The sequence below is a fragment of the Janthinobacterium sp. GW823-FHT06H09 genome (assembly GCF_058794735.1).
Window position 1 is genome coordinate 1 of sequence record NZ_JBXAHC010000018.1, and the last position, 18930, is coordinate 18930.

Consider the following 18930-nt stretch of genomic DNA (forward strand, 5'->3'; position numbering starts at 1 on the left):
GACTCGAACCCCTACACCCGAAGGCACATGGACCTGAACCATGCGCGTCTACCAATTCCGCCACGTGGGCACTGATGTTGCTGTAACTTATTACTTTACTGCTCGAGTACTTGTTGCAAAATAACTTTACAGCAATTCTGCTATTATAGCGACTTGAAGAGTTTTGCGCCAGATGAGCTTTCGCTCCATACTGCACATCAACCCTGTACCGCTTTCCTGCAACTGCATTCCCGTGAAGGTTTGTTGCTGCAAGAGACCGAGATTATAGAGCAATATTTGCCGAAGTCAAATGCATTGCGCAGCTTTTCTCCTTTTTTTCATCGGCGGGGCACTTGTTCGGTTTCCGCTACGCTGTGCGTTAGGCAAACCAAGGCGTCCTCCGGTACACTACCGCACATCACCGTGTCAATATTGACGGTGATGTCATCGGTCTTTGTCTTCCGTTTGATCACTGTCAATAACAACTATAGAAATACTTTTGAGCCAAAATACCCACACCATCCCCAGCCGGGAGGACATTCTCGGCATATTCCGCAGCGTCAACGCGCCTCTCGACCCGCAGTCTCTCGGGAAAACGCTGCAAGTGCATGCCGATTCCATGGATGTCCTGGTCCGTCGCCTGAAGGCGATGGAGCGCGACGGCCAGCTCAAGTCTGACGCCAGCGGTGTTTTCAGCCTGGCCGACCAGAGCGCGCTCGTCGCCGGTCGCGTCATGAGCCACCGTGACGGCTTCGGCTTTGTCATTCCCGACGACGCCAGCGCCGACCTGTTCCTGCCAGAGAAAGAAATGCAGAAAGTACTGCATGGCGACAAGGTCATGGCCCGCATCGTCGGCACGGACCGCCGCGGCCGCCCGGAAGGCACGATCGTTGAAGTCACGCAGCGCGCCAATACCCACGTCATCGGCCGCCTGATCCAGGAAAACGGCACCTGGGTCGTGGCGCCGGAAGACCAGCGCATCGGCCAGGACATTCTCGTCACCGGTTCGGTGGGCAAGGCGAAGGCCGGCCAGATCGTCAGCGTCGAGCTGACCGAGCAACCGATGCGCTTCAAGCAGCCGGTCGGCAAGATCGTCGAAGTGCTCGGGGCGCTCGATGACCCCGGCATGGAAATCGAGATTGCCGTGCGCAAATTCAATGTGCCGCACATCTTTTCCGCCGCCGCCCTCAAGCAAGCTGAAAAGCTGCCGTTCGAAGTGCGCGCCGCCGATCTGAAAGACCGCGTCGACCTGCGCGACGTGCCGCTCGTCACCATCGACGGCGAAGACGCGCGCGATTTCGACGATGCCGTGTATTGCGAACCCGTCAAGATCGGCCGCGCCAACTGCTTCCGCCTGATCGTGGCGATTGCCGACGTCAGCCATTACGTGAAACCGAACGACGCGCTCGATATCGACGCGCTCGAACGCAGCACGTCCGTCTACTTCCCGCGCCGCGTGATCCCGATGCTGCCGGAAAAACTGTCGAATGGCCTGTGTTCGCTGAACCCGGCCGTCGACCGTTTGACCCTCGTCTGCGACGCCGTCGTCAGCGACAAGGGCGAACTGAAGGCCTACCAGTTCTACCCGGCCGTGATCCATTCGGCCGCGCGCCTCACGTATGACGAAGTCGCCGCCGTGCTGGGCAACACCAAGGGACCCGAAGCGGCACGCCGCGCGGACATCCTGCCGCACCTGCAGAACCTGGAAGCCGTCTACCGCGCCTTGCTGAAAGCACGCACGGAGCGGGGCGCCATCGATTTCGAGACGACGGAAACGTATATCGTCTGCAATAGCGCGGGCAAGATCGAAAAGATCATCCCCCGCACGCGCAACGAAGCGCACAAGATCATCGAAGAGTGCATGCTGGCGGCCAACGTCTGCGCAGCCGATTTGTTGCTGCGTAACAAGCATCCAGGCACCTACCGCATCCACGCCAGCCCGACCAAGGAAAAGCTCACGCAAGTGCGTACTTTCCTGAAACAGGTTGGCTTGAACCTGACGGGCGGCGACACGCCGTCGGCATCCGATTACCAGACCCTGATGCAGCAGATCAAGCAGCGTCCCGATGCGGCCCTGCTGCAAACGATGCTGCTGCGTTCGATGCAGCAAGCCGTCTACAGCCCGGACAATATCGGTCACTTCGGCCTGGCCTACGAGGCGTATGCCCACTTCACCAGCCCGATCCGCCGCTATCCCGACCTGCTGACGCACCGCGCCATCAAGGCGATTCTGCAAGGCAAGAAATACGAGCCGAAACTGTCCGATAAGGTCGTGCTGAACACCAACGTGTCGAACGCCACGCGCAAGCAGCAGGCGAAGGACAAGGCCGACGGCAAGCCGAAGAAGACGGACCTGACCATCTGGGACGCGCTGGGCGTGCATTGCTCGGCCAACGAGCGCCGCGCCGATGAAGCGTCGCGCGACGTGGAAGCCTGGCTCAAGTGCTACTTCATGCAAGACAAATTGGGCGAAGAATTCACCGGCACCATCACCGGCGTGACCACCTTCGGCGTGTTCGTGCAACTCGACACCCTGTTTGTCGAAGGCCTGGTGCACGTCACCGAGCTCGGTACCGATTACTTCCAGTACGACGATGCGCGCCATGAATTGCGCGGCGAACGCACGGGCAAGCGCTACCAGCTGACCGACCGTTTGACGGTGCAAGTGGCGCGTGTCGACCTGGAAACGCGCAAGATCGACCTGCGTCTGGTTACCGATGCGGAACTGGCGGGTGACGAAGCGCCGGCCAAGCAGTCTGGCGGCAAGCGCAAGGGCGAAAAGAAGTCGATGGTCAAGCCCGGTCCCGCGACCGAGCAGCGCCATGAAATCAAGGCCAGCGGCAACAACGGCGGCAAATCCGGCAATGGTTCCGGCGGCCGTGCCAATGGCGCCAAACCTGCCGCCAAGGCGCAAGCCAAGGCAGCGCCGCAAGCAGCAGCCCCCAAGACCGCCGCGCCGAAGCGCAGCAAGAAACCAGCCGCGGCACCCGCTGCGGCGGCACCACGAGCAGCAAAAACTGTATCAAAATCAAGCAAGAACAAGCGATAAAAGAAACGATAACAAATGAAGAATAAAATGATTTTCGGCTTCCACGCCGTCACTTCGCGTCTGCGTCATGAAGCGTCGTCCGTGGAAGAAATTTTCGTCGATGCCAGCCGCGTCGACGGCCGCATGAAGGACATGATCGCCGCCGCGAAAGCGGCCAACGTGCGCGTCATGCCCGTCGATTCGTCGCGTCTGGACAAGATCGTCGGCACGCGCCGCCATCAGGGCGTGATCGCGTTTGCGTCGCAGCTGTCGCTGGCGCGCAATCTCGACGAGTTGCTGGACGCCATCGATGGCCCGCCGCTGCTGTTGATTCTCGACGGCATCACCGACCCGCACAACCTGGGCGCCTGCCTGCGCGTGGCCGACGGTGTCGGCGCGCATGCCGTCATCGTGCCGAAGGACCGCGCCGTGGGCTTGAATGCCACGGCCGCCAAGGTTGCCAGCGGCGCCGCCGAAACCGTCCCGTACATCACCGTGACGAACCTGGCGCGCACCATGCGCGAACTGAAGGACCGCGGCATCTGGCTGATCGGTACCTCGGACGACGGCGAAAAAGGCTTGTACGAAGCCGATTTCACGGGCCCGACGGCCCTCGTCATGGGTTCCGAAGGCGAAGGCATGCGCCGCTTGACGCGCGATACATGCGACATCCTCGTCAGCATCCCGATGTTCGGCTCCGTCGAGAGCCTGAACGTGTCCGTGGCTTCCGGTGTGTGCCTCTACGAAGCCCGCCGCCAGCGCATCGCGCTGGAACCGAAATAAGCGGGCAAGTCTTTAGCGTGCCATTTGCCTGATTTATTTTTACCCCAAAAGCAAATCCTGGGGTCGTACCCTCAGGGTACGACCCCGGCACTTTCACCTTTGGGTTGAGTGTACTTGATCAGCCGCCGCCCTTGAGGCGGCGGTTGTTTATCTGCCTCTCCGGCAGCACGTCGCCGAATACGCTACCATTTGCGTTCCACCTTATCCATTTTCATTATGTTCCACCACCTGCGCGAAGACATCAACAGCATCATCGAACGTGACCCCGCCGCCCGCAATGGCTGGGAGGTGCTGACCTGTTATCCGGGCCTGCACGCCATCGTCATGCACGGCTGGGCGCACTGGTGCTGGACGCGGCACATGAAGTGGGTGGGGCGCTTCATTTCGTATATCGCCCGCATCATCACGGGCATCGAGATCCATCCGGGCGCCGTCATCGGCCGGCGCGTCTTCATCGACCATGGTTTCGGCGTGGTGATCGGCGAGACGGCCGTCGTCGGCGACGACTGCACCATTTACCAGGGGGTCACCTTGGGCGGCACTTCGCTGCACAGCGGCGCCAAGCGTCATCCGACCCTGGAGCGCGGCGTCATCGTCGGCGCCGGCGCGCAGGTGCTGGGGAGCTTCACGGTGGGCGAATACGCCAAGGTGGGCTCGAACGCGGTGCTATTGAAACCCGTGCCGTCCGGCGCGACGGCCGTCGGCAACCCCGCGCACATCGTGCAAAAGGATGTCAGCGCCTTGCGCGAAGGCAGCACGGCGCATTTGTTTGCCGCGTACGGCGTCACGCCCAACGGCGACGATCCGCTGTCGAAAGCCCTGCAAGGCCTGATCACGCACGCCGTGGCGCAGGAGCAGCGCATCGAAACCATACTCGCCACCCTGAAGGCGGCGGGCATCTGCTGCCAGGGCGTGCCCGAGTGTGATAAATTCGATTCCGAGCAAATGAACAAGCTGGTTGATTAAGGATACAGGCATGAATACTGATGTGACGGCAGGCGAAAAAAGCAATGACAATCCGAATCTGCTCGACCCCTTCGAGATCCGCGTGCTGGCTGTGCTGGCTGAAAAGGAAGCGTTGACGCCGGACAGCTACCCGCTCTCGCTCAACGCGCTGACGAACGGCTGCAACCAGCTGTCGAGCCGCGACCCCGTCATGGCCCTGTCCGAAGAAACCGTCTACGACGTGCTGCAGCGCCTGATGCAGCGCAAGTTCGTCAACGGCATCACGCAGGCCGGCGCGCGGGTCGCCAAGTACGAACACCGTATGCGCATCAAGTGGTCGCTGGAACAGGACAAGCTGGCCATCCTGACGATCCTGATGCTGCGCGGCTTGCAGACGGCGGGCGAAATCCGCAGCCGCAGCGGCCGCGTACATGAATTCAAGTCCGTCGCCGAGGTGGAATCCGGCCTGCAGTTTTTGATCGACAAATATCCGCCGCTGGTGGCCAAGCTGGCCGTCGCACCCGGCGCCAAGGAGCCGCGCTACGGCCATTTGCTGGGCGGCGAGGAAGCGCTGGCGCAGATCGAGACGGCGGCAGGTTACGCTGGTGCCGTCAGCGCGCCGCAGCAGGGCAGCAGGGTGGCCCAGCTGGAACAGGAAGTGCTGCAATTGCGCAGCGACTTCGATGGCCTGGCGGCGCAGTTCGAGGCGTTCCGCAAGCAATTCGAATAAGCAGCCTTCACGCATGCGTTTTTCCTTCCTGTGCCGCGCCTGCGGCGAGACTCACACGGGCATGCCCAGCTTCGGCGCCGACGCGCCGTGGCTGGTTGAGCAGATGGCGCCCGCCGAGCGCGAAACGCGCTGCCAGCTCGACAGCGACGCCTGCATCGTCGACGAAAAACACTGCTTCGTGCGCGCCACCATCGACATCCCCGTGCATGGCTCGGATGAACCATTCAGCTGGGGCGTGTGGGTGTCGTTGAGCAGCGAGAGCTTCGATGCGTGGGATGCCTGTTTCAATGACGCCAGGCGCACGCACATCGGCCCCTTCTTCGGCTGGCTCAGCACGCAGCTGCCCGTGTATCCGGCTACCCTGAACCTGAAAACCCGCGTGCACCTGCGCGACGACGGCATGCGTCCGTACCTCGAGCTGGAGCCGACCGGCCATCCGCTGGCGGTGGAACAGCGCGACGGCATCACGGCCGAGCGGGTGGCCGAGCTGTATGTGCGGCTCGTGCATGACGCGTGACAGGAGCCGCTCCCTGTCAGTCCGCCCGCGTTTCCGGTATCATTCGGCATGAATAATATTTCCTTCCAACCGTTTGTTATTGGTGTCGCTGGCGGAAGCGGCAGTGGCAAGTCAACCGTATCACAGCAGGTGCTGGCGTCGTTCGGCGCCGACATGGTCTCGGTCGTGATGCAGGACGACTATTACTGCGACCAAACCCATCTCTCCCCTGAAGTCCGGCGCCAGCAGAATTACGACCATCCGCAGGCGTTCGAGTGGCCATTGCTGGTGCAGCACATCCAGGCCTTGCGCAATGGCGAAGCGATCGAGATGCCGGAGTACGACTTCACGCTGCACAACCGCTCCAACAGGACCATTCCCGTCAAGCCGGCGCCGGTGATCGTGATCGAAGGCCTGTTTGCCCTGTATGACGAAGACTTGCGCAACATGATGTCACTGAAGATCTTTGTCGACACGGCTTCCGACGTGCGCTTCATCCGCCGCATGCAACGCGATATCACGGAACGCGGCCGTTCCGTGGAAAGCGTCATCGAGCAGTATCTGGAAACGGTACGCCCGATGCACAAGCAATTCATCGAACCGACCAAGCGCAATGCCGATGTGATCTTGCCGCACGGCGCCAACGGTCCCGCGGTCGACATGATCACGGCCAAGGTGGCCAGCGTGATCGGCCGGTTGACGCGGGCCTGATCCCCGCCGGTCCGCTGCGCGTATGCCGGGCCGGCATACGCGTTACGCGTGCAGGGCGCCGCCCAAATCCGCCCATGTAAGAGGGGGCTCAGCCTTCCTCGCGCCAGCGGCGCAGGCGGATGGCGGCGTAAATCAGCGCCGCGCCTGCCGCCGCACCCAGCCACACGGCTGGCGAGGCCAGGCTGGACCAGGAGTTGCTGAACACATCAGTGCGCGTCGCGTGCGATCCCCCCTCTGCCAGCGCGTGCATCTGCGGCAGCAGGTCCGGCTCGAACAGATACCAGCTGCCGGGGAGGGTGCCCAGCAGGGCGCGTCCGATGACGTTCATCTGTATCCAGTCGACGCCGCTTTCCGTCTGCGTCAGCTTGCCGGCCCAGACGGCCAGGATGAGCAGCAGCAGCGGCACGCCGACGGCCCACAGGAAGACTTTCGACTTGGCCCAGCTCGAGACCATCAGCAGCCATCCGACCGTCGGCAAGGCCCACAGGCAATACACGGGCAGCAAGCCGAATACGCGCAGCGGTCCCAGATACAGGCCGGGCGTGGCGAGCAGTTCGGCGAACACATGGATGCCGTTGACCGCCAGCACGCCGCTCAGGATCAGCACCAGGAGCAGCGAGGTCACGCTGGCGGCGGCGGCCACGATCAGCGGCGCGACGAGCAGGGCGATGGCCGCTTTCGACAGCACCGTCTGGGCATCCGAGATGGGCAGCGACTTCCAGAACAGCACGCTGCGGTCGCGGCGGTCTTCATGCAGGGCGCTCAGGCAATAGAAAAACACGAGAAAGCCCAGTGCCAGGAACAGGGGCGCGGCCGCGTACGTGTAGTTGTTGGCGACGGCGTCGATGATTTCCGTGCGGCGCGGGCCGAAGGTGCGGGTATTGAAGACGGTGCTCCAGGACACTTCTTCGCCATTGACGATCAGCGCCGTGCGCATCTTGGTCTTGGCGATGGTGCCTATCGTCACCAGGGCGCCCAGCACGGTCATGACGACGCCGATCAGGGCGGGCGTCCAAACCAGCATGCCCTTGTGTTCCCACAATTCACGCCGGATCAGCCATTGCATCTTGTTTGCAGGGGAAATACTCATTGGTACGATCCTTTCATGGTCGCGACAAACAGGTCAGCCAGGCTGGGTGTGCGGACTTCGCCGAGGGCCGCCAGCTGGGTGCGGGCGACGCCGTCGAACAGCATCACCGACTTGCCGAACACGCTGCGTTCGCTGATCGGCTGCAGTGCGCGCGCCGGATTGACGTGCTGCGGACCCACCATCACCTCGATGTAGCGCTCACCCACGTCTTCCATGCTCGAGGCCAGCACGATCTTGCCGTCGCGAATAAACATCAGGTCGCTCAGGATGTGTTCCACTTCCTCGATCTGGTGCGTGGTGATGACGATGGTCTTGTTTTCATCGAAATAGTCTTGCAGCAAGTTCTGGTAGAACTGCTTGCGGTACAGAATGTCCAGCCCCAGGGTCGGCTCGTCGAGCACCAGCAGTTTGGCGTCGATGGCCATCACCAGCGCCAGATGCAGCTGCACCACCATGCCTTTCGACATGGACTTGACCTTCATCTTCGGCGCCAGCTTGGTGTGGGCCAGATAGCGCTCGGCCTTGCTGCGGTCGAAACGTGGATGCACGCCGGCAACGAAATCGATGGCGTCGGCCACGCGCAGCCAGCCCGGCAGGATGGCCACGTCGGCGATGAAGCACACGTCGTCCATCAGCGCGTCGCGCTGCAGGCGCGGATCGCGTCCCAGCACCGACAGCTGGCCTTCGAAGCCCGTCAGGCCCAGGATGGCTTTCAGCGTGGTGGTCTTGCCCGAACCGTTCGGCCCGATCAAGCCGACGATGCGCCCCGGCGCGATATCGAAGCTGATGCCGTCGATGGCGACCTGTTTGCCATACTGCTTGCGCAGGCCGCGGGCGCTGATGACGCTGTCCTTGTTCAATGCATTCATGCGCTCTCTCCGTGTGCGCCACTGTCGCGGCTCGCCTGCAGTAGTTGCTCGAGGTTAAGGTCCAGTTGCGTGATGCGTTCCAGCATCGCCGGCCATTCTTCGCGCATGAAGCGCTCGCGTTCACTGGCCAGCAATTTGTCGCGGGCGCCTTCCAAGACATACATACCGAGTCCTCTGCGTTTTTCCACCAGGGCATCGTCGACCAGTTCCTGATAGGCGCGCGAAACCGTGATGGGATTCAATTGATAATCGGCCGCCACCTGGCGCACCGAAGGCAGGGCGTCGCCGGACTGCAGCACGCCATCGAGCATCATGCCCACCACCCTGGCCTTGAGCTGGCGGTAGATGGGGCTATTGTCATTCCATTCCGCGCTCATGGGATGCGCTCCCACAAGGGCGGGGCCGTGCGGCGCGTGAAAAATGCTGTAGGCATCGAAGCTCCGTGATGTAGTTGATCGGTGTTGTAGTTAACTATAACACTAAGTCTCAAAAAATCAACACGTATTTTCAGGCCAGCCGCGCATGCAGGTCCAGCGCATTGAACAGGGCTGCGCCGGCCGCCGTGTTATCGAAGATGCACCAGCTGCCCGCCTGCGCCGATGTGTGCAAGTCGGCGGCCAGCGCCGCCAGGTAGTCGGCCGGGTAGTCCGAGTAATAAATCTTTGGGCTGCCGTGCAGGCGCAGGTAGGCCACGCTGGTCGTCGGTATGTGCGGCCCCGGCTGTCCCGCAGGCGGATCGGCCCGCACGCGCGTGATGCCTTGCAGCGTCAATAGTTCGGTCGCGCCCGCCTCGAACCAGCTGGGGTGGCGCGCTTCGCAGGCGAGCATGCCGTCGAAGCGCTGGCGCAGCGCATGGAAAAATGCGCTGGCCACGTCGGCCTCGAAACGCAGGCTGGGCGGCAGCTGCACCAGCACGCAGCCCAGTTTATTCCCCAGTTGCATGACTTCTCCCGCAAAACGGTCCAGTTCGGCCGCACAGTCGCGCAAGCGCCGTTCGTGCGTGATGCTTCGCGGTAATTTCACGCTGAAGCGGAAATGCTCGGGCACGCTGGCGGCCCAGCGCGCGTACGTGGAGGGCTGGTGCGGACGGTAGAAGGAGCTGTTGATTTCCACGCAGTGCAGTACCTGGGCATAGCGCTGCAGGTGGCTGCCATCGAGAGGAAAGTGGCTGGCGGCGGCGCTGGAGATGCTCCAGCCGGCCGTGCCGATGTAAACGGTATGCATGGCGCCATTACAGCAAGGCCAGGCGGGCGCGGCTATCGGACAAACACCCGTGCGGCCGTCGGCGCAGGCCTAGTCGACGATCTCGCCGTTCAGGTCGTGGCGCGTGATGTTGCCGCGCGTATCGATGGCGATCCAGCCGCCGCGCGGCGGCTCCACGTCGCATTCCCAGTCGGGCAGGACATAGCGCAAGGTATTGTCGACCTGGTGCAGGGCGGGGCGGTGCGTATGGCCGTGGATCATGACGGTGCTCGCATGTTCGGCAAACACTTGCGCGACAGCATCGGGGGTGACATCCATGATCTCCATGGATTTTTCGCCATTGTGCTCGCGGCTGCTCTGGCGCAAACCATCGATGATGGCCTTGCGCTGCGCCAGCGGCATGGACAGGAACTGTTTTTGCCAGGCGGGCTGGCGCACCATGGCGCGAAACTCCATGTAGCTGACGTCTTTCGTGCATTCGGCGTCGCCATGCAGCAAGACGATGCGCCGGCCGGCAATCGTGGCCACGTGCGGTTCGCTGAGCAGCGTAGCGCCGGCGGCGGCGGCAAAGCCGGAGCCGACAAGAAAGTCGCGGTTGCCGGCGATCCAGTAGACGTGCACGCCAGCATCGCTGACGGCGCGGATGGCGGCCGTCATGCGCGCATTGAACGGGTCTTCCAGGTCATCGTCGCCGGCCCAGTATTCGAACAGGTCGCCTAATAGATACAGCGCTTGCGCATATTGCGCATGATGTTCCAGGAAAGAAAGAAACGCCGCGCTGGTGCGCGGGTGCGAGCTCTGCAGATGCAGGTCGGAAATAAAGAGTGCGGCAGGCATTGTCATCGTTCAACGCTCCCAAAAAGTGATGTAGATGGAGAGGCGCCAACGCGGCAATGCCTGTGATTCATGATGCCTGAGCCGAATTACGCGGCTTCTACCTTCTCGATGATGACGTCGGTCACTGGCACATCGGCGAACATGCCGGCGCGCGAGGTTTTCACGGCGCGGATGGCGTCGACGACTTCCTTGCCGTCGGTAACTTTACCGAACACGGCGTAACCCCAGCCGTCCTGGCCTGGGTAGTCGAGGAAGCTGTTGTTCTTGATGTTGATGAAGAACTGGGCCGATGCCGAGTGCGGGTCCGACGTGCGGGCCATGGCCAGGGTGTAGGTATCGTTTTTCAGGCCGTTCTTGGCTTCGTTTTCCACGGTGGTGTCGGCAGGCTTCTGTTTCATGCCTGGCTCGAAACCGCCGCCCTGGATCATGAAGCCGTCGATGACGCGGTGGAAGATCGTGTTGTCGTAGTGGCCGGCTTTCATGTAGGCCAGGAAGTTGGCAACCGTTTTCGGCGCTTTTTCGGCGTCCAGTTCAGCGGTGATCTTGCCCAGATTGGTGGTGATGATGACGGAGGTCATGATGATCCTTAATAAATTGGATGAATAATTGATTCAGCGGCGCCAGGCTGGCCGGCGCCGCAAAAACGCTATTTTACAGTTTTGCGGGCGCTGTCTTGAGTAAAGTCGCCGATTCGATCACCACGGGGGTGACGGGCACGTTCTGGTGCGGTCCCTTGTCGGCAACGGGCACGGCCTTGATCTTGTCGACCACGTCCATGCCTTTGATGACTTTGCCGAACACCGTGTAGCCGAAGCCGTCGCGGCCAGGGTAGTCGAGTGCGCCATTGTCGTTGACGTTGATAAAGAATTGCGCGGTGGCCGAATGCGGGTCGCCCGTGCGCGCCATGGCGATGCTGTAGGTGACGTTTTGCAAGCCGTTCTGCGCTTCATTCTGGATCGGCGCCTTGGTGGCTTTCTGCTTCATGTTCTTGTCGAAGCCGCCGCCCTGTATCATGAAGCCGTCGATGACGCGGTGAAACACGGTACCCTTGTAATAACCGCTTTTGACATACTGCAAGAAGTTGGCGACGCTTTTCGGCGCTTTTTCCTGATCCAGCTCCAGCACGATCTCGCCCATGCTGGTTTTCAGGGCCACATGGGGCGTGGGGTCGAGGGCGGTTGCCGGTGCGGCCGCCACGACGGCGCTGCCCAGGGTCAGGCCGGCAAACAGGGTGCAAAAGCGGGCCAGGAAAGACAGGCGTTTCGATTTGGTTTCTTGCATGAAGGCGTCCTTGATCGTTATTTTTCTCTAAACTTGCTTTAATTGTAAAGAACTGAAAATTCGGTTGAACATCGTAAAAACCTGATTCATATCGGGCCAGTATGGTTTTTATCAATGTTATACTTGACCGCTAACGCCCCAATTCTAACAAACAAGAACAACAATATAGCGGGTCGACAGTTTTCGGCGCACACGGCAGTTCAGTGGCGCGGCACCCCCGGTGTCCGCGCCTGTCTGTCGTTTTGCCAGGCTGGCGGCCGCTTCACTTGCAAAGTACGATGAGCAATCTAAAGATTTACAACACCCTGGCTCGCGAGAAGCAGGTATTCGTCCCGATGGAAGCGGGCAAGGTACGCATGTACGTGTGCGGCATGACCATCTACGATTATTGCCATATCGGCCATGCGCGCATGATGATGGCGTTCGACGTCATCTACCGCTGGCTGAAAGCGTCCGGTTTCGACGTCACCTATGTGCGCAACATTACGGACATCGACGACAAGATCATCCGCCGCGCCGTGGAAAACGGCGAGACGATTTCTCAGCTGACGACGCGTTTCACCCAGTACATGGATGAAGACACGGCCGCGCTGGGCATTTTGACGCCCGACCACACGCCGCGCGCCACCGAATACGTGCCGCAGATGCTGCGCCTGATCGAGCAGCTCGAAGCGAAGGACCTGGCTTACCAGGGCGCGGACGGCGACGTCAACTACGCCGTGCGCAATTTCCCCCACTACGGCAAGCTGTCGGGCAAGTCGCTCGACGACCTGCGCGCGGGCGAGCGCGTCGACGTCAACACGGGCAAGCGCGATCCGCTCGACTTCGTGCTGTGGAAGTCGTCGAAGGAGTCCGAGCCGGAAGAAGTCAAATGGGATTCGAAGTGGGGCAAGGGCCGCCCGGGCTGGCATATCGAGTGCTCGGCCATGTCCTGCGCCTTGCTCGGTGAACAATTCGACATCCATGGCGGCGGCGCGGACTTGCAATTCCCGCACCACGAAAACGAGATCGCCCAGTCCGAAGGCGCGTTCGGCCACACCAGCGTCAATTACTGGATCCATAACGGCTTCGTGCGCCTGGACAATGAAAAAATGTCCAAGTCGCTCGGCAATTTCTTCACCATCCGCGAAGTGCTGCAAAAGTTCGATGCCGAAGTGATCCGCTTCTTCATCCTGCGCGCGCATTACCGCAGCCCCCTGAATTACTCGGACGTGCACCTCGATGATGCGCGCCTGTCGCTGACCCGCCTGTACACGGCGCTGGCCGACGTGGCGGTGGAAGAGGGCGCCATCGACTGGAGCGAAGCCCATGCCGTGCGCGTGCGCGAAGCGATGGACGACGATTTCAATACGCCGCTGGCCGTGGCGGCCCTGTTCGACCTGGCAACGGAAGTCAACAAGAGCAAGTCGCCCGCCCTGGCGCGTCAATTGAAGGGCCTGGCGGGCGTGTTCGGCTTGCTGGAACGCACGCCGCAGCAATTCCTGCAGGCAACTGTCGGCGCCGCCGATGGACAGGACGAGGCGGCCGGCATCGAAGCGGCGATTGCGGCGCGCAGCGCGGCGAAAAAGGCGCGCGACTTTGCCCAGTCCGACAAAATCCGCGCCGACTTGCTGGCCGCAGGCATCATTCTTGAAGACAAGCCTGACGGCTCGACCAACTGGCGCCGCGCATGATGGCGACGTCCAGGGAAAACGGGGAAGCGCCAGTAATCGCTGCGCAGGTGATCCAGGTGCCGCATTACTGGGAAGAGGCGAAGATCGAGCTGATGAAGCGCGACCGCATCATGAAAAAACTCATCCCGCAATTTGGCGACCTGCACCTGGTCGGCCACAGCGACCCGTTTACCACCCTGGCCCGTTCGCTGGTGGGGCAGCAGATCACGCCCAAGGCGGCCGATGCCGCCTGGAAAAAGCTGCTGCTGGCTTGCCCGAAATGCACGCCTTCGCAAGTATTGAAGGCGGGCGCCGAGCAGTTGTCCGCCTGCGGTTTGTCCAAACGCAAGACCGAATACATCCTCGACCTGGCCGACCATTTCAAGGCCAAGCGCGTGCACGCGAGCCAGTGGGACCAGATGGATGACGAAGCCGTCATCGCCGAGCTGGTGCAGATCCGCGGCATCGGCCGCTGGACAGCCGAGATGTTTCTGATATTTAATCTGCTCCGGCCGAATGTCTTGCCGCTCGACGACCCCGGTTTGATCCAGGGCATCAGCGTCAATTATTTCTCCGGCGAACCCGTTTCCCGCAGCGATGCGCGCGAAGTTTCCGCCAATTGGGAACCGTGGCGCACCGTCGCGACGTGGTATTTGTGGCGCAGTCTCGACCCTGCAGCCGCCCCTGCCGCACCCGATGCAGCCCCCGGCGCAGCAGCCGGTACGGTAAAATAAACATAGATGACGCCGCGCGCCCTGGCGCCGTGGCCGGTAAAACCTGGAGGTACAATGACTAAAACGACTTTCCTCAATTTTGAACAGCCGATCGCGGAACTCGATTCCAAGATCGAAGAGTTGCGCTTCGTGCAAGACGATTCGGCCGTCGACATCTCGGAAGAGATCGACCGCCTGGCCAAGAAGAGCCAGCAGCTGACCAAGGATATCTACGCCAAGCTGACCCCTTGGCAAGTGGCGCAGATCGCGCGCCACCCGCAACGCCCCTACACCATGGATTACGTGAATGAAATCTTTACCGATTTCCACGAATTGCATGGCGACCGCAGCTACGCGGACGATCTGTCCGTCGTCGGCGGCCTGGCCCGCTTCAACGGCCAGCCGTGCATGGTCATCGGCCACCAGAAGGGCCGCGACACGAAAGAGCGCGCCATGCGCAATTTCGGCATGCCGAAACCGGAAGGCTACCGCAAGGCCATGCGCCTGATGAAAGTGGCGGAAAAGTTCAACCTGCCCATCTTCACCTTCGTCGACACGCCAGGCGCCTTCCCCGGCATCGACGCGGAAGAGCGCGGCCAGTCGGAAGCGATCGGCCACAACCTGTATGTGATGGCCGAGCTGAAAGTGCCGCTGATCGCCACCATCATCGGTGAAGGCGGTTCCGGCGGCGCGCTGGCCATTGCCGTGGGCGATGCCGTGCTGATGCTGCAATACTCGACCTACGCAGTGATCTCGCCGGAAGGCTGCGCCTCGATCCTGTGGAAGAGCGCCGAGCGCGCCTCCGACGCGGCCGAGGCGCTGGGCCTGACTGCCCACCGCCTGAAAGCGATGGGCCTGATCGACAAGATCATCAACGAACCGCTGGGCGGCGCCCACCGCGATCCGAAGCAGATGGCCACCTTGCTCAAACGCGCACTGGCCGACACCCTGCGCCAGTTCCAGGGCATGAAAACCAAGGACCTGCTGGCCGCGCGCCACGAAAAACTGCTGAGCTACGGCAAGTTCAAGGAAACCACGCCGAGCGAGTAAGCCAGCGCAAGTCGGCGTAGGTCGGCTTAGCGCAGCGTAAGCCGACAAGACGTAAGTCGCCAAGACGTAAGCCGACAAAATATCAAGAGTTACCAGGGACAGTCCGCTAAACGACACCATCCGTTTAGCCGCCTGTCCCTCTTTGCATTCCCGGAGTCCGAATGAAAAAGCAACAAACCGCCACCGTGCCCGACATCTTCGCCCGCGCACTGGACGCCTGCGCACCTGCACCCGGCAGCACTGTCGGCATCGCCCTGAGCGGCGGCCTCGATTCCGCGGCCCTGCTGCACCTGGCGCATGCCTGGGCGCAAGAGCAGGGTGTGTTTCTTTACGCGTTTCACGTGCACCACGGCCTGAGCCTGAACGCGGATGCCTGGCTGGCCCACTGCGCGCAGTTGTGCGCCGGCATGGGTATCGCCTTCGAGGCGCGCAAGGTCACCCTGGAAAAGAATGCGAAGACGGGCACGGAAGAGGCGGCCCGCAAGCGCCGCTACGCGGCCCTGGGCGAGCTGTGCGCCGCGCACGGCGTGCGCCTGCTGCTGACGGCCCACCACCAGGATGACCAGGCGGAAACAGTGCTGCTGCAATTGCTGCGCGGCTCCGGCACGGCAGGCCTGTCCGGCATGGATGGCGCCAACAGCGCGCCCGAGCTGCTGGGCAATCCGGACCTGGTGATGGCGCGCCCGCTGCTTTCCGTGTCGCGCAAACAACTCGAAGCGTATGTGGCGAAGCATGCGATCGCGCACATCCACGACGAGTCGAACGACGATCCCCGCTTTGCCCGCAATGCCCTGCGGCACCAGGTGATGCCCGTGCTGGCGCAGGCCTTTCCCGGTTTCCAGGAACGTTTCGCCCGCAGCGCCCAGCACGCGCAATCGGCGCAGCGCCTGCTGACGGAGCTGGCGACGCAGGATTTGGCAATGTGCCTCGATGGCGACTGCATCGAACTGGCGAAATTGCGCGCGCTGAGCGCGGACCGTTGCTACAACCTGCTGCGCCACTGGTTCGGCACGCGCGGCTTGCGCATGCCGTCGACGGCATGGCTGGCGGAAATGCTGGCGCAATTGCTGCAAGCGCGGCCCGATGCGCAACTGCTGGTCACGCACCCCGAATGCCACGTGCGGCGCCACCGCGACCGTTTATATCTGACGCCGAAGCTCGATGATCTGGCCGGCATGCGCGAGCGTGACGATGCCGGCATTGCCGGCCTGGAAAAAGCCGGCCAGCAATTTACGTGGCAGGGCGAAGCCAGCCTGGCCTTTCCCGCGTATGGCGGCGTGCTGCATTTCGACGCGGTAGAAGAGGGCGGGCAAGGTATTGATATTGCCTGGTTGCAAGCACAGACACTGACCATCGATTTTCGCCAGGGCGGCGAGCGCTTGAAGCTGGCCTTGAACCGTCCCACCAAGAGCTTGAAATACCATTACCAGGCGTTCGACGTGCCGGCCTGGGAGCGCGAACGCCTGCCGCTTGTCTGTGCGGCGCAACAATTGCTGTATGCGGCTGGTATCGGCCTCGACTGCCATTGTCTGAGTCTGCTGGACCGTCCCCGCGTGACTTTGCGCTGGCTCTCCTGCTGAGCGCAGGGGTGGCCGCCACGGCCACTCCCGGGGCGGTCGCGAGGTGGCCGCTCAAGCAGGCTGGACTGCATGGATTGGTTATTTCCATATGCGCAATCGGTATGAGCTAATGCGCTTTTTAGCTTGTTATTTTGCATTGCGGCATGTAGAGTAAAGCCCTCCTTTTTTATTCTTCTTGAGCGGAAACTTCACTCTTATGGCTTTAATCGTCCACAAATATGGCGGTACGTCGATGGGCTCGACTGACCGTATCAAGAATGTCGCCAAGCGCGTTGCCAAGTGGCACGACGCCGGGCATCAAATCGTGGTGGTGCCATCCGCCATGTCGGGCGAAACCAACCGCCTGATTGGACTGGCCAAGGAAATCATGGATCAACCCGATCCCCGTGAACTTGACATGATCGCCTCGACAGGCGAACAGGTGTCCGTCGGCCTATTGTCGATGGCACTGCTGGCGATCGGCAAACAAGCCGTATCCTATGCTGGCTGGCAAGTCGCGATCAAGACCGATTCCGCCTTTACCAAGGCACGCATCCAGTCGATCGATGACGAAAAAGTCAAACGCGACCTCGATGCGGGCAAGATTGTCATCATTACCGGTTTCCAGGGCGTCGACGAACACGACAACATCGCGACCCTGGGCCGCGGCGGTTCCGACACCTCGGCCGTGGCGATCGCCGCCGCCATGAAGGCGTCCGAATGCCTGATCTTCACGGACGTCGACGGCGTCTACACGACCGACCCGCGCGTGGTCTCCGAGGCGCGCCGCCTGAAGACCATCACCTTTGAAGAAATGCTGGAACTGGCTTCGCTGGGCTCCAAAGTGCTGCAAACGCGTTCGGTGGAATTCGCCGGCAACTACCGCGTCCCCACGCGCGTGCTGTCGTCGCTGACCGACCCGATGTTGCCGCTGGAAATAGAAGCCAATTCAGGCACCCTGATTTCGTTTGAGGAAGATACAAACATGGAACAAGCAGTCATCTCCGGCATCGCCTTCAACCGCGATGAAGCCAAAATCACCGTGCTCGGCGTGCCGGACCGTCCAGGCGTGGCCTACCACATCCTGGGACCGGTGGCGGACGCGAATATCGAAGTCGACATGATCATACAGAATCAGTCGGTCGACGGTAAAACGGACTTCACCTTCACCGTCTCGCGCGGCGAATACACGCGCGCGCTGGCCGTGCTGGAAGCGAACCGCGAAGCACTGGGTGCGGCCAGCATCACGGGCGACGCGAAAGTGTCGAAACTGTCCGTCGTCGGCGTGGGCATGCGCAGCCACGTGGGCGTCGCATCGCAAATGTTCCGTACCTTGTCGGAAGAGGGCATCAACATCATGATGATCTCCACTTCCGAGATCAAGATCTCCGTGCTGATCGATGAAAAGTACATGGAACTGGCCGTGCGCGCGCTGCATAAAGCGTTCGAGCTGGAAAAAGCTTAAATATCCAAAAATATTGCCCCACGCCCTTGACCAAAGGGGGGGCAATCGATATTATGACGTTCGTCGCTGCAGCGCAGTTAGCTACAGAGACATAGTTGAGTAATCAGCTAGGAGACGTGGCCGAGTGGCCGAAGGCACATCCCTGCTAAGGATGCATACGGCTTATACCTGTATCGTGGGTTCGAATCCCACCGTCTCCGCCAGAATCAAATAAAAAAGCCTCCCCTGCGGGAGGCTTTTTTATTTGTCTGGACGGAACGGTGGGATTCGAAGACGGAGCGCCCTGAAGGGCGCGCAGGCTCTCCGAATCGCCCATCTGCCGCGCCCCGCGCGGCCCCGTTGGCCGCGCAGCGGCCAACGCCGTCCCCTCATCTCAGGCAGTAGCGGCAAGCGCATGCGCCGGCCTCTGCGGGCGCCTGCGCCGGCCTTTGCTCAGCAAGAGATTCTTTTTCACCGCATTCAGCCCAATCCCCTTAAAAAGTTGCATAATCCACAAATGCCGCGCAGAAATTTCATACTGGCCAGCGCGGCCTATGCCG

At 61.4% G+C, this 18930-nt stretch carries 18 protein-coding genes and 1 tRNA gene; 12 read left to right on the plus strand and 7 right to left on the minus strand.

Translation table 11 applies throughout. The features are described from left to right. The first annotated feature begins 478 nt into the window (after positions 1–478). From rnr to udk, 6 genes are all read left to right on the plus strand, one after another. On the plus strand, positions 479–3028 hold the full coding sequence (gene rnr, locus AC1Q6X_RS24175; protein WP_492498627.1) for a ribonuclease R: 2550 nt from the start codon (positions 479–481) through the stop codon (positions 3026–3028). A gap of 15 nt (positions 3029–3043) precedes the next feature. Beyond that, on the plus strand, positions 3044–3790 hold the full coding sequence (gene rlmB, locus AC1Q6X_RS24180; protein WP_070289845.1) for a 23S rRNA (guanosine(2251)-2'-O)-methyltransferase RlmB: 747 nt from the start codon (positions 3044–3046) through the stop codon (positions 3788–3790). Positions 3791–4006: 216 nt separating this feature from the next. Then, positions 4007–4756 (plus strand): serine O-acetyltransferase, encoded by a 750-nt coding sequence (cysE, locus tag AC1Q6X_RS24185; protein ID WP_034784004.1) that lies wholly within the window; start codon positions 4007–4009, stop codon positions 4754–4756. A 10-nt stretch (positions 4757–4766) separates the two neighbouring features. Next, complete coding sequence (locus tag AC1Q6X_RS24190; protein WP_070221306.1) at positions 4767–5465, plus strand: YceH family protein; 699 nt, start codon at positions 4767–4769, stop codon at positions 5463–5465. Positions 5466–5478: 13 nt separating this feature from the next. Next, a complete protein-coding gene (locus AC1Q6X_RS24195; protein WP_230506227.1) occupies positions 5479–5982 on the plus strand; it encodes a DUF2199 domain-containing protein in 504 nt (167 codons plus the stop codon). 48 nt (positions 5983–6030) lie between these two features. Then, the gene (gene udk / locus AC1Q6X_RS24200) at positions 6031–6672 is read left to right on the plus strand and encodes a uridine kinase (protein WP_070221308.1); all 642 of its coding nucleotides are present in this window, start codon (positions 6031–6033) and stop codon (positions 6670–6672) included. 88 nt (positions 6673–6760) lie between these two features. Here udk and AC1Q6X_RS24205 read toward each other — a convergent pair whose 3' ends face one another. The 7 genes from AC1Q6X_RS24205 to AC1Q6X_RS24235 form a co-directional block, all read right to left on the minus strand. Beyond that, complete coding sequence (locus tag AC1Q6X_RS24205; protein WP_492498628.1) at positions 6761–7762, minus strand: hypothetical protein; 1002 nt, start codon at positions 7760–7762, stop codon at positions 6761–6763. Further along, positions 7759–8631, minus strand: a complete 873-nt coding sequence (locus tag AC1Q6X_RS24210) for an ABC transporter ATP-binding protein (protein ID WP_070289841.1) — start codon at positions 8629–8631, stop codon at positions 7759–7761. The genes AC1Q6X_RS24205 and AC1Q6X_RS24210 overlap by 4 nt, the downstream gene beginning before the upstream one ends. Further along, positions 8628–9008 carry a GntR family transcriptional regulator gene (locus AC1Q6X_RS24215; protein WP_086138305.1) on the minus strand — a complete coding sequence of 127 codons (381 nt, stop codon included), beginning with the start codon at positions 9006–9008 and terminating at the stop codon, positions 8628–8630. The genes AC1Q6X_RS24210 and AC1Q6X_RS24215 overlap by 4 nt, the downstream gene beginning before the upstream one ends. 130 nt (positions 9009–9138) lie before the next feature. Further along, a complete protein-coding gene (locus AC1Q6X_RS24220; RefSeq protein ID WP_492498629.1) occupies positions 9139–9855 on the minus strand; it encodes a DUF72 domain-containing protein in 717 nt (238 codons plus the stop codon). A gap of 69 nt (positions 9856–9924) precedes the next feature. After that, positions 9925–10671, minus strand: coding sequence for a UDP-2,3-diacylglucosamine diphosphatase (locus AC1Q6X_RS24225; RefSeq protein WP_492498630.1), 747 nt, complete (start codon positions 10669–10671; stop codon positions 9925–9927). 86 nt (positions 10672–10757) lie between these two features. Beyond that, positions 10758–11249, minus strand: a complete 492-nt coding sequence (locus tag AC1Q6X_RS24230) for a peptidylprolyl isomerase (RefSeq protein ID WP_071326571.1) — start codon at positions 11247–11249, stop codon at positions 10758–10760. Positions 11250–11322: 73 nt separating this feature from the next. Beyond that, the gene (locus AC1Q6X_RS24235) at positions 11323–11952 is read right to left on the minus strand and encodes a peptidylprolyl isomerase (RefSeq protein WP_409026715.1); all 630 of its coding nucleotides are present in this window, start codon (positions 11950–11952) and stop codon (positions 11323–11325) included. 278 nt (positions 11953–12230) lie between these two features. Between AC1Q6X_RS24235 and cysS the strand changes: the two genes are divergently transcribed. From cysS to AC1Q6X_RS24265, 6 genes are all read left to right on the plus strand, one after another. Next, complete coding sequence (gene cysS, locus AC1Q6X_RS24240; protein ID WP_492498631.1) at positions 12231–13625, plus strand: cysteine--tRNA ligase; 1395 nt, start codon at positions 12231–12233, stop codon at positions 13623–13625. Then, positions 13625–14338 carry a DNA-3-methyladenine glycosylase family protein gene (locus tag AC1Q6X_RS24245; RefSeq protein WP_492498677.1) on the plus strand — a complete coding sequence of 238 codons (714 nt, stop codon included), beginning with the start codon at positions 13625–13627 and terminating at the stop codon, positions 14336–14338. The genes cysS and AC1Q6X_RS24245 overlap by 1 nt, the downstream gene beginning before the upstream one ends. A 54-nt stretch (positions 14339–14392) precedes the next feature. After that, positions 14393–15367 carry an acetyl-CoA carboxylase carboxyltransferase subunit alpha gene (locus tag AC1Q6X_RS24250; RefSeq protein WP_034784047.1) on the plus strand — a complete coding sequence of 325 codons (975 nt, stop codon included), beginning with the start codon at positions 14393–14395 and terminating at the stop codon, positions 15365–15367. Between the two features lie 161 nt (positions 15368–15528). Next, positions 15529–16947: a tRNA lysidine(34) synthetase TilS gene (gene tilS, locus AC1Q6X_RS24255; RefSeq protein ID WP_492498632.1), complete on the plus strand. Its 1419-nt coding sequence runs from the start codon at positions 15529–15531 to the stop codon at positions 16945–16947. 196 nt (positions 16948–17143) lie between these two features. Next, the gene (locus tag AC1Q6X_RS24260; RefSeq protein WP_070221317.1) at positions 17144–18391 is read left to right on the plus strand and encodes an aspartate kinase; all 1248 of its coding nucleotides are present in this window, start codon (positions 17144–17146) and stop codon (positions 18389–18391) included. A gap of 110 nt (positions 18392–18501) precedes the next feature. Next, positions 18502–18594: transfer RNA gene (locus tag AC1Q6X_RS24265), tRNA-Ser, on the plus strand. Positions 18595–18930: the final 336 nt, after the last annotated feature.